This window comes from Vitiosangium sp. GDMCC 1.1324 (assembly GCF_003044305.1).
Taxonomy (GTDB): domain Bacteria; phylum Myxococcota; class Myxococcia; order Myxococcales; family Myxococcaceae; genus Archangium.
On the sequence record NZ_PZOX01000002.1, the window covers coordinates 719,045 to 732,830 of the forward strand.

A 13,786-nucleotide genomic window follows, 5' to 3' on the forward strand; every position below is an offset into this window, starting at 1 on the left:
CTTCGCCCGACCCGGGAGACCCATGGAAACGACCGACCCCCGCATTACCCTCGACGTGCGTGGTCCCCTCGCCCTCATCGGCATCAACCGCCCCGAGAAACGCAACGCCTTCGACCTCGCGATGCTCCGGGCCTTGTCCACGGCGATGACCCACGCGGACCGTCACCCCGACGTGCGCTGCATGGTCGTCTTCGCCGAGGGCGAGCATTTCTCCGCCGGCCTGGACCTGGCCAACGTCGCGCCCGCGCTCTCCAGCGGAGAGCCGCTCTACCCCGAGGGCTCCATCGACCCGTGGGCCATCCAGGGCGCGGTGCGCACCAAGCCGCTCGTCGTCGCGGTGCAGGGCCTGTGCCTCACACTCTCCATCGAGCTCATCCTCGCCGCGGACATCACCGTGGCCGCGGACAACGCCCGCTTCGGACAGATTGAAATCAAGCGCGGCATCTTCCCCTTCGGTGGCGCCACCCTGCGCTTCCCCCAGGTGGCCGGATGGGGCAACGCCATGCGCTGGCTGCTCACCGGAGACGAGTTCGACGCCCGCGAGGCCCACCGCATCGGGCTCGTCCAGGAGGTCGTCCCGCCCGGCAAGCAGCTCGAGCGCGCCCTGGCCCTCGCGGAGACAGTGGCGAAGCAGGCGCCCCTGGGCGTTCAGGCGACACTGGCCTCGGCCCGGCTGGCGCTGACCCAGGGCCCCGAAGCCGCCGCGCGAGCCCTGCTGCCCAAGCTGCTCGAGCTCGCCGTCTCGGAGGATGCGCGCGAGGGCGTCCTCTCCTTCATCGAGCGCCGCGAGGCCCGCTTCACCGGCCGCTGAGGGCGGAGCACCCGCTGGACTCACTCCCGACGCCCATGGATACCCGGACGACGTCCTTCTTCACACGTCCGGGTGGAACGGGCGTAGTACAGCGAAGGGGGCTGGATCGACTGAGGCTGAAGGAGAAAACCCATGCTCTCGAGTTTGCTGTGGGTGTTGCTAACGCAAATCGTTGCGTGCACGCCTGGTGAGACGTCGCTGGTGTGCAACTGCAAGGCGGGCATGGTGAGTGCCTGCGTGGCGCTCGTTGGTGAGGACGCGCTGAAGGCCGAGCAGGTGTTGGACGAGGTGCAGGAGGGTCTGGAGCAAGCCTCGCAGATGGCGGGCAAGGCGGACGAGAAGAAGCAGCAGCAACTCCAGTCAGCGGCGGAGTCCTTGTCCCAGTCGCTGGGGTCCTCTGAGCCTCCCCAGTGCAAAGGACAGGATCACCACCCCATCTCCCGGCCCATCGCCAAGAGGCTTTCGAGGCACACCACGCTCAAGGGGCTCTACAAACCTCGGGATCCGCGCTTCGTGACTCGGGCCAAGGACGAGCAGTCACATTGCGGCTACCAGCAGTGGCACCGCGATGTAGACCGGGAGGTCATCGACTGGCTCGACAGGAACTCCAAGGCGACGCCCGAGCAGTTCATGGACAAGTTGCGCGAGATCTACAGCCGCCCTGAGATGAGAGCGAGATTCCCCGATGGACTCTGAAACGTCTACCGCCCCGCGTTTCTTCGTCCTGACCGAGGGCGCCATCGGGTCTCGGTACGATACTGCCGTCGACACCGTCGAGCCCGACAATGTCTCGGAGGATGCGCCTCGCTGTTCTCGGTGTGGTGACACGGTTGGCGCGCTGCGCTGGCTCCCTCCCTACCGGGTCGAGTTGGAACTACACGGAGAGGAACTCGGGGACTTCATCCGAGTCCCTGGATACGAGCGGCTCATCTCCGAGCGGTTCGCGGAGGCCTTCCGAGCCGAGGGGCTCACCGGGCTGGAGGGTTTCCATCCTGTAGAGGTCGTTCGGGTGCGCGGCATGAAGAAGAGGCCACGCAAGCCCCTCACCGTGCCTCGCTACAACGTCGTCTGGCCCTGCTTCGGCCGGGGGGCGGTGGACCTGGTGCTCAACCGGGTACGCTTCTCCAAGCCCCCCACCTGCACCGAGTGCCGCTCGACGGGAATCGACGCCATCCATGGCTTTGTCCTGGAACCGGGTACCTGGGGCGGAGAGGACATCTTCCGCCCTCGGGGCATGCAGGGAGACATTGTCGTCTCCGAGCGCTTCAAGGACTTCGTCGAGCGCCACGGGTTCACGAACATGGTGCTCACCCCCACCGAGCAGTACGTGTGGGACCCCTCCAAGCTCGGGCCCGCCCCCCTACCCACCGCCTGAACGACTGACGGCGCAACGAAAACAACGAGGGAGGACGACGCCGGAGCGCCGCCCTCCCCTCGTGTACCCCTGCTCCAGAGTGCCGCTACGTCACGGGAGCACGTACTCGCAGCGGCCCGGGAGGGCGCCCTTCGCGAGCTGCTCGTTCATCCCGTGCGGGAAGCTGACTTCCTTCGTCTTCGGCTTCGACCCCTTCGGGTTCACACACACCGCCACCTTCTTGAGCGTCACCGCCCAGCCCTGCACGCCGAGCGGCCCGAAACCCCAGCCGGTGATGACCTTGCCGTTCGCGCTCATCGCCATGGGCGTGCCGAGGTCCCACTGCTCGACCCCGAACATGCCCTGCTTGAGAAGGAAGTCGCCGAAGTTCACCATGCCCAGCTCCCGCGTCCACAGGAACGGCTCGCGCTGCATGAAGAAGCCCGAGTAGCCCAGGATGACCGAGCCGTCGTCCGACACCACGCTCGCGCCCGCCTGGTTGAAGTAGTCCGGCAGGCCGGGGACGGGAAGCTTCCCGAGCAGCTCCAGGCCCCTGCGATCGTCCCAGCGCCACGCACCGCCATCCGGCGCGCCCAGCCCGGCGATGACGGAGCCGTCCGCACTGACATCCCCCGCCTCACCGACGAGGACGTCCGGGTCCATCAGGTACTGCCGGCCGTGCTCCCAGTAGACGCCGATGCGGCCGGGGTACTGCTCGTTGAGGTCGTTCCACCCGACCACCACGCGGCCGTCCTCGTTGGTCGCGTTCGCCCGCGTCCAGGGCCCCAGGCCCCCGAGGTCCTCCAGCCCGCGCCGGGCCGTCCAGCGGAAGGCGAACGGCGAGCTGCAGCCCTCCGGGCCGTACGCCAGGCCCACCACCGCCTCGCCGTCTCCCGAGAGGTCGAAGGGGCTGGTCTCCACCCCGTCGCACGAGCCCACCAGGCCCTTGCGCACCGGGAGCGCCTTCCAGGACTCGCCTCCGGTCCAGAAGCCCGTGCGGATGATTCCATCCTCGCCGGTGAAGCTGCCGGAGATGACTCGGCCGCTCTTGTCCACCTTCGCGTTGCCGTTGCCACCGAGCACCGTGAAGCCGTCCTTCTCCGTCCACCGCCAGCTCGGCGCGTCCTGCCCCGCGAAGCCGCCGACGATGACCTTGCCATTGGCCGACACGCTGGAGGGCTGGGTGCTGCCCACCGGAATGGCGAAGAAGTTGTCGTCCGCCTCGGCCACGTTGAAGAGGATGTCCGCGATGATGGGCGAGCCCGCCGCCGCCGAGAGCGCCGAGTAGGCGCAGCGGTCGTCCGTCTCCGAGTGACCCGACTCGCCCGCGCCGTTGTAGAACTCCTCTCCACCGGGCAGCGGCGAGGGAGGCGTGGAGAAGCCGCCCTGCACGATGCCGTCCACGTACACCACGTAGCGAGCCCCCGGCGTCAGGCCGTTGAGGGTGTAGCTGCCATCCGGCGTGGTGGACTCGCCCTGGCTGTAATCACCGGACAGCGCGGACACCGCGTCGGCGTAGGGGTTGTCGACGTTGCGCGCGATGACGTTGATGCCGCTCAGGGGCGTGGTGCCATCCGTCAGCAGGATGCGGCCGCGGATGGTGCCTCGGCTCCCGGGCCAGCCGGCCGCGGGGTAGAGGTTGGACAGCGAGGCCACGTCGTCCGGGTGCTCCACCGTGGACTGCGCCTCGCCCGTCTCCGACGGGCTGATGAACGGATACATCGTCTCGATGTCGTTCAGGGTGATGGGCGTCGAGTACGGCAGTTCGCAGCGCTCCGGGCCGGCCGCGTCACCGTAGAAGGCGATGGCGCCGTTCGTCTGCGAGTGGGCCAGGTTGATGGAGTGGCCGAACTCGTGCGTGAAGACGGCCGCGAACCCCGCGCCCTGGGTGTCCGAGGGGTCCACCGCGGCGCCATTCACCACCACCCAGCTCTCGGTGATGGTCGCTCCGTCGGACCACTCGGGGCTGGCGATGCCGAGCACTCCGTCGGGTGCGCCGAAGAAGTCGCGGATGATGGACCCGTCATCGTCGTACATGACGTGGATGCCACCGCCGTTGAAGGTACCGACGATCTGATCCGCGTTCGCCCCGGTGATGTCCGGCAACCCCAGGCGGGCGAAGTCCCCCACCACGGTGGCCGTGAAGTCCGAGGTGGGCACCTTCGTCCACTGGCCGAACGCGAAGGCCGTGAGCCCATCCGCGGTCTCGTTGCTCAGCACGCCCATGGGGCCCAGATCCGTGTACACCTGCACGGGGACGCCGTTGGGCCAGGCGAAGGGGATGTGGCGATCCGGGTCAGCCACGTAGAGCGGGCCGCTGGCGTGGGCCAGCGTGGCCGTGGTGAGCACCGCGGCGGCTCCGAGACGGAGGAAGCGAGTCCTAGCGCACATTCTTCATCCTCCCCTGGCTCACCCAGTTCTCCTTCACCGCGCGGCGCACCAGGCCGAGGAAGGCTTCGGCATCCACGGCGCCCCGCTTCGTCGCCAGCATCGAGGCCTCCTCCTGCTTCAGGAGGCTCGGGGACACAATCACGCCGTCGAACAGGCCCTCGTTGTCCGCCGCGTTGAGCACCCGGTTGTTGGAGATGCGCAGCTTGCCCTGCTGCAGGCCCACCGTCGTCTGCAGGCCCGTGATGCGCGCGGGCGCGTAGAGGAACATCACCACCCGCTCGTCCTTCACGTAGCGCGACCAGCCATCCGGAGTGACGGCCATCAACGTACGACCGTTCGACATCTTCCTCGGCGCCCGCAGGCCGAACTGGCGGAAGGTGTACGTCCCGCCCTCGTGCTTCCCGCGAAGCTTCTCATCCACGCGCAGCGTCACCTCGGTGTACGGCACTCCGCGCGCATCGATGCCGTCGGTGATGTTCTGCACGGCGCCCACGAGGATGCTGTCCGACTCCTGGATGAGCTCCACCAGGTTGCGCTTGCGCGCCGACGAGGCGGAGGCATCCACCGAGAACAGCAGGCACGCCAGCAGCACGAGCACTCCGCGCCACGAGCCTCGGCCCGCCGGGCTCCACTCCGGATACGACATGTCGACCTCCCAGACTTCAGTGAGTGCCCCGGCACACGTCTTCCGGAGCACGTCGCCGAGGGTAGAGACCGCCGGGAGGTGCCACCATCGGGGACTCCCTGAGACGCACTCAGGGAATCCCCGAGCAGATGGAAAAGCTCAGAAGATGAGAAGACTTGGGAGATGAGAAGGCTCAGGTGGATTCGCTCGGCACCAGCCCGTGGCGCATGGCCAGGCGGACGAGCGCGGGCACGTCGTAGATGCCCAGGCGCTCCATGAGCTGGGCCCGGTGCGTCTCCACCGTCTTGACGCTCACGCCGAGCCGCGCGGCGATGCCTCGCGTCCCGTGTCCCTCCGCGATGAGCTGGAGGATTTCGCGCTGGCGGGGGGTGAGCAAGTCCAGCTCGTTCGAGGTAGGCGCTCCCTCGCCGGTGCGCAGGAAGCCCGCCACCACCGCCCCGGAGATGGCGGGGCTGAGGTACGTGCGCCCCTGGTGGACCGACTCCAGCGCCATCTTGAGCTCGTCCACCGCGGAGTCCTTCACGAGGTAGCCAGCCACACCCGCGCGCAGCGCCTGGGCGACGTACTCCGTGGCGGTGTGCATGGAGAGGATGAGCACCCGTGTGGCGGGGCTCAGGGGCGCCAGGCGCCGCGCCACTTCGATACCGTTGAGCCCCGGCAGGGAGATGTCCAGCAGCAGCACGTCCGGCCGCAGGCGCTCGGCCAGCTCGAGCACCTCCTGGCCATCTCCGCTCTCCGCCAGCACGGACACGTCCGGCAGGGACTCCAGCAGGGCCCGCAACCCCGCTCGCACCAGCTTGTGGTCATCCGCCAGCAGTACGCGCACCGTGCTCCTCCTCGTTGGCGAGTGGCACCTCGGCCACGATGCACGTCCCCTCGCCAGGGCGGGACGTCACCTCGAAACGGCCGCCCAGGTCCCTCACCCGCTCCTGCATGCTGAACAGCCCGAAGCCTCGGGAGGTGCCGCCCACCAGTACCGCTTCGGGCGTGAAACCCTTCCCGTCGTCACGCACTTCCAGCCGGACGGCCGCTCCGGCGGGCTCCACCCGGACGTCGATGCGCCGCGCCCCCGCGTGCCGCAGCACGTTGGTGACCGCCTCCTGGATGACCCGGAACAGGACGATCTCCCTCTCCGCCCCGAGCACCGGCAGGTCCGGCGCCGCGTCGAAGCCGAGCTCGACGCCCCCGCGCTGTCCCACGCCTCGCAGGTAGCTCTCCAGGGCCGGCACGAGGCCAATCTCGTCGAGCAGCGGCGGACGGAGGTCGATGGAGAGCGCTCGCACCTGACCGATGAGCCGGTCCACCAATCCAATCGTCTCGGCGAGGCGGTCCGCCCCCGGGCCGGCGGCACGCTGCGCGGCGGTCACGAGGCCCAGGTTGATCTTCACGGCCGTGAGCGCCTGGCCGAACTCGTCGTGCAGCTCCCGGGAGAGGTGCTTGCGCTCCTCCTCCTTCGCCGCCTCCAGCCGCATCGTCAGGCGGCGCAAGCGGGCGAAGGCCTCGCGCTGGCTGTCACGACTGGAGCGGGCCTCCTTGAGCGCCTGCTCCCGCTCCGCCTGGAGCGCCCGGAGCGCCTGGTTGCGCCGCTGCAGCGCCCGCGTCCGCAAGCCCAGGCCCGCGACCACCCCGAGCAGGACCAGCACCAGCGCGCCAATGCGGACCTCGGCACGCCGCCAGAACGGGGGAGCGACATGCAGCGCGAGCGGAGGCGTCTCGCTCCAGTCCCGTCCCGGAGCGCGTCCCCGGATGCTCAACTGGTAGTCACCGGGCGGCAGCGCGTGGAAGGTGAGCTGGCTGCGCGACCCGAGTGGCAGCCAGGCACTATCGGCCGTGAGCCGGTAGGCGTACTCCGCATCGCCCCGGCTGAAGTCGAGCACGGCGAACTCCAGCGAGAAGGGCTGCGCCCAGGGCACCTCCAGGGACGTCAGCTCCCACACGGGACGGTCGGGCGGCGCCTCCATGCCCTCGATGGAGGTGATGAGGATGGGGGGCGTGGGGCCTCGCTGGGGCCGGACGGAGGGGTCCAACGCGACGACGCCCTTCACGGTGCCCCAGTAGAGCCGCCCCCCGTCGAGCGCGACGGCCTTGGGATTGAAGGCGACCGTCGGCAGCCCGTCGGAGGCAGCGTAGTTCTCGAAATGCTCTGACACCTCGTCGAAGCGCGAGAGCCCCGCGCGCGTCGACACCCACAGCGCCCCGTCCGGCGAGCGCGCGAGCGCCATCACATGGTCGTCGATGAGGCCCTCGCCGCGAGTCCAACGCTCCAGCCCCGAGATGGCTCCTCGTGCGTCGAGCACGACGCGCTGGAGCCCCCCACCCACGGTGCCAATCCACACGGCGCCAGAGGGGTCCTCCAGCAGCGAGCTGACGTGGTGGTGGCTGAGCCCCGGCGAGCCGCCTGGGACGAGGCACGTACAGTCCAGGGACGCCCCCTCCACCGTGCAGACGCCGGCCCCTCCCGAGCGCGTGCCCACCCAGAGCCGCCCGCGACGGTCCTCCATCAGCACCGTGATGAAGTCATCGGGGAGCGAGCGAGGATTCGCGGCGGAGTGACGGAAGACGATGAAGTCATCGGTCTCCGGCTGGTAGCGATAGAGGCCGCCCCCTCCAGCGCCCAGCCACACGCGGCCTCTGGCGTCCTGGAGCAGCGAGTAGACGAAGCCCGGCGCCCGGCCCTCTCCCTGGCCCAGTCCCCGGAGATAGAGCCGGAAGTCGCCGGTGACCGGATCGAAGCGCCATGCGCCATCGGAGATGCCGCCCCAGAGAGGGCCCTCGCGGGTGCGCAGCAGGGAGAGGACACCATTCACGTTCACCGCCTCGTGAGAGGGCAGGACCAGCTGCTCCACCGCACCCGTGGCCACGGTCAGTCTCGCCACGCCGTCGCCGTAGTGGCCCAGGAGCAGGCGCCCGTCACCATCGGGCAGCACTGCGTAGATGTCCCCGTGTGCCAGGGCGTTCGCGGCCTCCGAGCCCACCGTGTCGACGCGGTGGAGGACCGGCGGATGGAGGGAGGCCCGGAACAGCCCCGCGCCGAAGGTGCCGACGAACAAGCCCCGCTGTGCGTCCAGCGCCATCGCCCCCTGGTCGATGTGCTGCCCCCCCGCGCCCTCGACGGGGATCGACTCCACGGCCAGCCGCCCGGTCGCCGTGTCCAGGCGGTACAGGCCCGCGCCGTAGGTGCCAATCCAGAGCGTCCCCGCTCCATCCGGCTTCAGCTCGGTGACGTTGAGGAGCGCCGCGGAGAGCTCCGGCGGCGAGAGCACCACGCGGCTCAGGTGCGTGGCGCCAGGCGTCCACCGGTAGAGACCCTCCCGCGCGCCGACCCAGAGCCCACCTCCTTCGGCGGGCGCGAGGCTGAAGACGTCCTGGGCGGCGAGCCCTCCTGACTCCGCGGGAACACGCTCGAAGAAGGGCTCGCCCGCGCGCCGCCGGAACAGGCCCCGGCCGACGGTGCCGGCCCAGAGCGTCCCGGAGTCCTCACGGTGCAGCACCATGACGAACTCGTCCCCGCCCCCGGGCAGCAGCGGGGTCCGCGAGGCATGGCCGGTCGCCGGGTCCAGCAGGCAGAGCCCGGTCGCCGTCCCCACCCACAGCCGCCCCCCCTCCGCGTCCGCGAGCGCGAAGACCCCGCCATCGTTGATGCTCGCTGGATCCGCGGGGTCGTGGCGGAAGTGCTGGAACGACCAGCGCGCCCGGTCGAGCAGGTTCAGCCCCCCCGTGTTCGTCCCCACCCACAGCCGGCCCAGCGCATCCTCATGGAGCATCCGGATGGCACTGCTCGACAGGGAGTCGGGGTGGCCCACCTCGTGCTGGAACTTGCGGAAGCGCTGGCCGTCATGGAGGTAGAGCGCCTCGAGCGTTCCAATCCACAGCAGCCCCACACGGTCGCGGAACACCTCGGTGATCATCTCCGCATCGAAGGAGCGGGAGACACCCACCTCGCGGAAGTCGAGCCGCGGCGCACCGGACGAAGCGCCCGTCAAGAGCAGCAGGAGCAGGGTGCTCCCGAGGAGTCTGACCACACCACGCGAGACAGCGGACACCCCTGGCACCGTACCAGCAGTCCCCCACGGGACGAGCCCCGCGGACCTGGGCGCGCCCGCCTCCAGGTGCCTGCCCGGGTGCTCGGCCCATCGTCGGGTTCCCATCAACGCAGGGCCGCAGGTCCGTTGGACAGCGCACACCCGCCCTCCGGGAGCAGGTGCCGTGCCGGAAGGGCGGACCCATCGTGCGCAGCCCAGGTTGCTTGCTTCCCAGGAGATGTCATGGGCACCCGGTCCCTGCCCCAGTTCCCCGCCCTCTCGAGCCCTCCTCCCGCGGAGCCCTCCACCGACACGGCGCTCGTGGCCCGGGTCGAACCGGCCCCGAGCGGCTCCCCTCTGTTGTTCTCAGGTCTCGCGAGTGTGGTCCTCGGAGTGATGAGGAGCCTCGGGATGGCCGTGAGGTGTCTCGCCTTCGGGATTGGGGGGCTTCTCGTGGGGAGGTTCGCGAGGGGCAGCAACCACCTGCGCCGGGCGGTGATGACGCTCGTGCGATTGCCCCTGGACGTGATGCTGAGCCTCGGGGGACGGCTGCTGAGCGGAGCCCAGACGCTGCTCGGCGTGGAGCCCGTGGGGTGCCGGCTCGCCGCGAAGCAGCTCACCGAGCTGCGCAAGGTGTTCGGTGACGGCCTCGACTACGAACGGGTGCGCCTCAAGGTCGGAAGGCTGGGCCTGCTCGCGCTCGCCGGCCGCCCGTTCGCGCTCGGCAACACGCTCTATGTGCCGCGGGACCTTCCCCGGAAGGAATCGGGGGCGGGCCAGCTCCCCATGCACCTGCTGATGCGGGGCATGGGGCACATCTGGCAATACCAGACGGGTGGCACGGACCACGTGTGCGAGACATTGTGGGCTCGGGGATTCGGAGACGGCGCGGACTGGCGCACGGCGCTGGACGAGGACCGGAGCTGGCGCGAGCTGGACCCCGAACAGCAGGCCCGATTCCTCCAGGTGGCCTATGCGCGCTCCGGCTACTTCCTGGCACCGGGCCAGCGGTTCGTCGATGAGGACACCGGCGTGGACTACACGCGGCAGCTCGAGGCCGCGCTCGAGCAGGTCCGCACGAGGCGGGGAGCACCGTAGTCCCCGCGGTCCTCGCTACTTCGAAGGCCGGGGCCGGCTCGAGTCCTCGCCCTTGCCGCGAAGCTCGGGGCCGAGCGGCTTCACCGCTCGCAGGCGGGCCTTGGCCGTCAGCTTCGTGATGAGCTTGCCGGCCTTGCCCTCGTCCTCCTCATGCAGGCGCCGGTCGATGCGCTGGGTGATGTCCTCCCGGACGCGGCGGGCCTCGGCGAGCGCGGCTTCGATCTGCTCTCTCACCTGCACCGCGTGCTCGTCCAGAGCGGTGCGGCTGTACGCGGCGGTGTCCCGGCGCACCGCGAGGCGCCCCGCGGCCCCACCTGTCGTCCGGCGACGCCTCACCACCGTCCGCTTTGGCTGCCCCGTTCCTTCCTTGCGCTTGTCCGCCATCCGAGCCTCCTGCTGAACACACCAACCTCCCCGGAAGGTGGGGCGTGCACCCATGGGCTGGAAGTCCCCCTCCCGGTGCAGGCCCGGTGCAGCCAGGCAGACAATCGGCTCGTGTGCCCCCTGAATGGTGTCCCTGAATGGTGTCAAAGGACTCGCCTGCCTCCTAAATGGTGTCAAAGGACTCGCCCCCGTCGATGGTGGTCCGTCGATGGTGTCAAAGGACTCGCCCGCCTGAATGGTGTCCGCCGATGGTGTCGAGAATGGCTGTGTCAAAGGTCTCGCCGCCGAGAATGGCAGAATGGCTGTGTCAAAGGTCTCGCCGCCTGCCCCGGAGGTGTCAAAGGACTCGCCCGAGGATGGCTCGCCCGCCCGCCCGCCCGGATTGGTGTCAAAGGATTCGCACGCGAACGGGATTCGGGCGGCTCCTTGGCGAGACAGGTGCCGCCACCAGAAGCCTAGTCCTTCTGCCTACTTGAGGCTGGCCTACGGGGTGCAGAGTGCCCTGTGAGTAACTGCGGTGTGCAGGGGGAGGGGATGGGCTGGCCGCTGAGGATGTTCCAGGAGGAGGGCTACTACTTCGTCACGTCCAGGTGCTTTCAAGGGCGGCTACTGCTGAGACCCAGCCAGGAGGTGAACGAGGTGGTGGGAGGCGTACTGGCACGGGCCGTGTTGCAGAGCGCTGGCACCGTGCGGCTGCATGCCTTCACCTTCGCCTCCAACCACTTCCATCTGCTGGTATGGGCTCGGGGGGCCGCACTCGCATCCTTCATGCAGTACTTGCGCGCCAACCTCTCCAGGAAGGTCGGACGGTTGGTGGACTGGAGTGGCAGCTTCTGGGAACGGCGCTACTCAGCAGAGCCCGTACTGGACGACACAGCACTGGTGGGGCGGCTGCGTTACGTGCTGGCCCACGGGGTAAAGGAGGGCCTCGTGGAGAGAAGTGCCGAATGGCCGGGCCTCACCTGCCTGCCTCAGTTGCTGGGGCCTGCGCGGCGGCTGTTCCGGTGGTTCAACTGGACGAAGCGCTGGAGCAAACGGGGAAGCACGAACATGGCGGCAGGGACGGGGCGCTTCGCGGAGGAATGGGCCGAGCCCGTGGAGTTGGAAGTGGCACCATTGCCATGCTGGGAGGGCTTGGGAGAAGAGCAGAAGCAGCGAGCGGTGCGAGGGCTCGTGGAGGAGGAGGAAGCCGTGGCTCGAGCACGGAGCAAGCCTGTCTTGGGCGCGCAGGCCGTGCAGGCGCAGCACCCGCATACCCGGCCCGAGCGTCTCAAACGCAGCCCTCGGCCCATGGGGCATGCGTCCACGAGCCAAGCTCTACGGGAACTGCGCGAGCAGTACCGTGCCTTCGTCGCAGCGTTCCGAAAGGCCGCAGCGCAGTGGATGCAGGGGGACTTCTCGGCCCGTTTTCCCCCCTTCTCCTTCCCGCCGCGTGTCCAATCGGTTCGCGCCGCTCGACCTTTTTGACCCCCTTCCCGCAACCTTCGCGACGCAGGCGGGTTCATGGGTGAGGCGTGAACCTCACGCATCACCCACTACCTCAGGAGTCCAACATGCGCCGCCCCCTCATCGCCGCCACCGTCGCTTTCTTCCTCGGCTGTGCCGCCAACCACGCCTATGCCGAGCGCCAGCCCCATATGCGGGACGCCCTGAGCCACCTGGAGCAAGCGCTCGGAGAGCTGAAGAACGCCACGGCCGACAAAGGCGGCCACCGAGTCAAGGCCATCAGCCTCACCGAGCAGGCGATCAGCGAGGTCCGGGAAGGCATCCAGTTCGACAACCGCCACTGAGCGCGTACGAGCACGCCAGGCTCCCTGGCGGAGGGAACCGCAGACAAGCCCCACTTCGGGTGGACACCTTCCGGGGATGGAGTCAAAGGTTTCGAAATCGGTTCGTGTCGCTCGACTTCTTTGACACCTATCCCGGACACCTATCCCGCCCGTGGCCGAAGCGCTCGCATCAGGGTCTTTGAGGAGAACGCACGTGAGCGGTCGGGCTCATGTCGCTGTCTCTCGAACCCAGAGCATCCCTCCATGAAGCACATCCAGTTCCTGGCGCTCGGTCTCTTCGCGCTCGCCTTTGGCCTCGTCATCACCTCCTGCGGTGAACTTGGCGAGAGCCGCGTCACCATCAAGCTCACCGACGCCCCCGGCGACTTCAAATCGGCCGTCGTCACCATCTCGGAAGTCTATCTCCAGGGTGACGGGGGCAAGCTGGTCCTCCGCGACACGCCGGTGACCACCAACCTGGTGACCCTGGCCAACGACACTGCGGACCTCGTCAAGGACGCCGTCGTCCCGGCGGGCACCTACAAGGAGCTGCGCTTCGTCATCTCGGGCGCCTACATCGAGGTCGAGCAGGCCGACGGCAGCTCGCTCATCTACGCCACCTCCAACGATTACGCGGGGCTGCCCGCGGGCGCCAAGGTCACCGGCAACCTGCAGACACCGAGCTACAACTCCTCGGGGCTGAAGGTGAAGTTCGACGGCGACGTAGAGGTCTCCGGCGAGCAGAAGGTCATCCTGGTGGACTTCGACGTGTCCCAGAGCTTCGGCAAGGAGCGCGGCCAGGGCGATAAGTGGGTGATGAAGCCGGTCGTCAAGGGCGCGGACATCACCCTCAGCGGCAGTGTGACCGTCACCCTTACCAAGGACGCGACCGTCACCCTGCCCACCGTCGACGGCAAGGCGGTGACGCTGGCGGACTTCAAGGCCACGCTCAAGAGCACCGAGACCAGCGCAGATGGAGCCTCTGCACCTGCCGCCGAGGAGATCGCCCTGACCGACACCAACGGCGATGGCGTGTTCGAGGCACAGTTCAAGTTCCTCGTCCCCGGCAGCTACGAGATCAACTTCACCGCCCCCGCGGGCGTGAGCTTCACGACCAACCCGGCTGTGCCGGCCCCCGTCTCCATCGGCTCGGGCCAGGAGCAGAAGCAGGCATTCACCCTCAAGTCGGCCTCCGCTCTTTAGCGCCATAACGCGGGGATGGGGGAATGGTGTCGGGGGGATGGCGGAGATGGTGTCCGGAGATGGCATCGGAGATGGTATCAAAGGAATCAAACCCAGCCTTCCTCCCCT

12 protein-coding genes are annotated in these 13,786 nt (G+C 68.8%); 7 read left to right on the forward strand and 5 right to left on the reverse strand.

Going from position 1 to position 13,786, the window contains the following annotated elements; all coding sequences use genetic code 11:
• Window positions 1–22 precede the first annotated feature (22 nt).
• The 3 genes from DAT35_RS07390 (at window position 23) to DAT35_RS60550 (ending at window position 2,186) form a co-directional block, all read left to right on the forward strand.
• A complete protein-coding gene (locus DAT35_RS07390) occupies window positions 23–811 on the forward strand; it encodes a crotonase/enoyl-CoA hydratase family protein (protein WP_108066176.1) in 789 nt (262 codons plus the stop codon).
• A 132-nt stretch (window positions 812–943) separates the two neighbouring features.
• Window positions 944–1,507: a Wall-associated protein precursor gene (locus DAT35_RS07395; protein WP_108066177.1), complete on the forward strand. Its 564-nt coding sequence runs from the start codon at window positions 944–946 to the stop codon at window positions 1,505–1,507.
• On the forward strand, window positions 1,497–2,186 hold the full coding sequence (locus DAT35_RS60550; protein ID WP_233261340.1) for a hypothetical protein: 690 nt from the start codon (window positions 1,497–1,499) through the stop codon (window positions 2,184–2,186). Before DAT35_RS07395 ends, DAT35_RS60550 begins: the two co-directional genes overlap by 11 nt.
• 90 nt (window positions 2,187–2,276) lie before the next feature.
• On the opposite strand, the gene DAT35_RS07405 is transcribed toward DAT35_RS60550, so the two are convergent.
• The 4 genes from DAT35_RS07405 to DAT35_RS07420 form a co-directional block, all read right to left on the reverse strand.
• Window positions 2,277–4,556: a hypothetical protein gene (locus tag DAT35_RS07405; RefSeq protein ID WP_146209605.1), complete on the reverse strand. Its 2,280-nt coding sequence runs from the start codon at window positions 4,554–4,556 to the stop codon at window positions 2,277–2,279.
• Entirely contained in the window at window positions 4,546–5,202 is a 657-nt protein-coding gene (locus DAT35_RS07410; RefSeq protein WP_108066179.1) for a hypothetical protein, read from the reverse strand. Before DAT35_RS07410 ends, DAT35_RS07405 begins: the two co-directional genes overlap by 11 nt.
• Before the next feature lie 172 nt (window positions 5,203–5,374).
• Window positions 5,375–6,028, reverse strand: coding sequence for a response regulator transcription factor (locus DAT35_RS07415; protein ID WP_108066180.1), 654 nt, complete (start codon window positions 6,026–6,028; stop codon window positions 5,375–5,377).
• Window positions 6,006–9,350: a two-component regulator propeller domain-containing protein gene (locus DAT35_RS07420; protein WP_233261341.1), complete on the reverse strand. Its 3,345-nt coding sequence runs from the start codon at window positions 9,348–9,350 to the stop codon at window positions 6,006–6,008. Before DAT35_RS07420 ends, DAT35_RS07415 begins: the two co-directional genes overlap by 23 nt.
• A gap of 117 nt (window positions 9,351–9,467) precedes the next feature.
• Here DAT35_RS07420 and DAT35_RS07425 point away from each other — a divergent pair, with 117 nt between their 5' ends.
• On the forward strand, window positions 9,468–10,322 hold the full coding sequence (locus tag DAT35_RS07425; RefSeq protein WP_108066181.1) for a hypothetical protein: 855 nt from the start codon (window positions 9,468–9,470) through the stop codon (window positions 10,320–10,322).
• A gap of 15 nt (window positions 10,323–10,337) precedes the next feature.
• On the opposite strand, the gene DAT35_RS07430 is transcribed toward DAT35_RS07425, so the two are convergent.
• Window positions 10,338–10,706, reverse strand: coding sequence for a hypothetical protein (locus DAT35_RS07430; protein ID WP_108066182.1), 369 nt, complete (start codon window positions 10,704–10,706; stop codon window positions 10,338–10,340).
• A 534-nt stretch (window positions 10,707–11,240) separates the two neighbouring features.
• Between DAT35_RS07430 and DAT35_RS07435 the strand changes: the two genes are divergently transcribed.
• The 3 genes from DAT35_RS07435 to DAT35_RS07445 all read left to right on the forward strand — a co-directional run bounded on the left by DAT35_RS07435 (window position 11,241) and on the right by DAT35_RS07445 (window position 13,678).
• Window positions 11,241–12,173 carry a transposase gene (locus DAT35_RS07435; protein ID WP_108066445.1) on the forward strand — a complete coding sequence of 311 codons (933 nt, stop codon included), beginning with the start codon at window positions 11,241–11,243 and terminating at the stop codon, window positions 12,171–12,173.
• Between the two features lie 86 nt (window positions 12,174–12,259).
• On the forward strand, window positions 12,260–12,496 hold the full coding sequence (locus tag DAT35_RS07440; protein WP_108066183.1) for a hypothetical protein: 237 nt from the start codon (window positions 12,260–12,262) through the stop codon (window positions 12,494–12,496).
• Window positions 12,497–12,739: 243 nt separating this feature from the next.
• Entirely contained in the window at window positions 12,740–13,678 is a 939-nt protein-coding gene (locus DAT35_RS07445) for a DUF4382 domain-containing protein (RefSeq protein WP_108066184.1), read from the forward strand.
• The last annotated feature ends 108 nt before the right edge of the window (window positions 13,679–13,786 follow it).

Coding starts and splice junctions, on each gene's coding strand:
- DAT35_RS07390 (WP_108066176.1), top strand. CDS start 23: ATGGAAACGACCGACCCCCGCATTACCCTCGACGTGCGTGGTCCCCTC.
- DAT35_RS07395 (WP_108066177.1), top strand. CDS start 944: ATGCTCTCGAGTTTGCTGTGGGTGTTGCTAACGCAAATCGTTGCGTGC.
- DAT35_RS60550 (WP_233261340.1), top strand. CDS start 1,497: ATGGACTCTGAAACGTCTACCGCCCCGCGTTTCTTCGTCCTGACCGAG.
- DAT35_RS07405 (WP_146209605.1), bottom strand. CDS start 4,556: ATGTGCGCTAGGACTCGCTTCCTCCGTCTCGGAGCCGCCGCGGTGCTC.
- DAT35_RS07410 (WP_108066179.1), bottom strand. CDS start 5,202: ATGTCGTATCCGGAGTGGAGCCCGGCGGGCCGAGGCTCGTGGCGCGGA.
- DAT35_RS07420 (WP_233261341.1), bottom strand. CDS start 9,350: ATGGGAACCCGACGATGGGCCGAGCACCCGGGCAGGCACCTGGAGGCG.
- DAT35_RS07425 (WP_108066181.1), top strand. CDS start 9,468: ATGGGCACCCGGTCCCTGCCCCAGTTCCCCGCCCTCTCGAGCCCTCCT.
- DAT35_RS07430 (WP_108066182.1), bottom strand. CDS start 10,706: ATGGCGGACAAGCGCAAGGAAGGAACGGGGCAGCCAAAGCGGACGGTG.
- DAT35_RS07435 (WP_108066445.1), top strand. CDS start 11,241: ATGGGCTGGCCGCTGAGGATGTTCCAGGAGGAGGGCTACTACTTCGTC.
- DAT35_RS07440 (WP_108066183.1), top strand. CDS start 12,260: ATGCGCCGCCCCCTCATCGCCGCCACCGTCGCTTTCTTCCTCGGCTGT.
- DAT35_RS07445 (WP_108066184.1), top strand. CDS start 12,740: ATGAAGCACATCCAGTTCCTGGCGCTCGGTCTCTTCGCGCTCGCCTTT.